An 856-nucleotide genomic window follows, 5' to 3' on the forward strand; every position below is an offset into this window, starting at 1 on the left:
CAGTTCGGCAGGAGCATCGATCAGCATAGATAARTCAGCGAGTCAGTCTAGCTATGTTGTTGACGATGTGATTACCTACACGTTCAGRGTAGAGAATACTGGCGACTTCACGTTGAGCAATGTAAATGTTGTGGATGCGTTGCCAGGTTTGGGAGCAATCACCCAGACATCAGGTACGACTACGTTGGCACCGAATGGGGTTGCGGAGTTTACGGCAACCTATACGATTACACAGKCKGATGTGGATGCGGGATCGGTAGAGAATACAGCAACGGCAACAGGYACACCTCCTACAGGAAGTGATGTGACGAATACAGATACAGAGACGATCACGGTTGACAGTTCGGCAGGATCATCGATCGGTATAGCTAAATCAGCGAGTCAGTCTAGCTATGTTGTTGACGATGTGATTACCTACACGTTCAGGGTAGAGAATACTGGCGACTTCACGTTGAGCAATGTAAATGTTGCGGATGCGTTGCCAGGTTTGGGAGCAATCACCCAGACATCAGGYACGACTACGTTGGCACCGAATGGGGTTGCGGAGTTTACGGCAACCTATACGATTACACAGKCKGATGTGGATGCGGGATCGGTAGAGAATACAGCAACGGCAACAGGCACACCTCCTACAGGAAGTGATGTGACGAATACAGATACAGAGACGATCACGGTTGACAGTTCGGCAGGAKCATCGATCAGYATAGMTAARTCAGCGAGTCAGTCTAGCTATGTTGTTGACGATGTGATTACCTACACGTTCAGRGTAGAGAATACTGGCGACTTCACGTTGAGCAATGTAAATGTTGTGGATGCGTTGCCAGGTTTGGGAGCAATCACCCAGACATCAGGTACG

General features: G+C 49.0%; 1 protein-coding gene. It reads left to right on the forward strand.

All coding sequences use genetic code 11. The features are described from left to right. Window positions 1–856 (forward strand): CLIPPER-2 domain-containing protein (locus MM213_RS20690; protein ID WP_439647576.1); only part of this gene is annotated, 856 nt, incomplete at both ends.

The sequence above is a fragment of the Belliella alkalica genome (assembly GCF_022549785.1).
In the GTDB taxonomy this organism is placed as follows: domain Bacteria; phylum Bacteroidota; class Bacteroidia; order Cytophagales; family Cyclobacteriaceae; genus Belliella; species Belliella alkalica.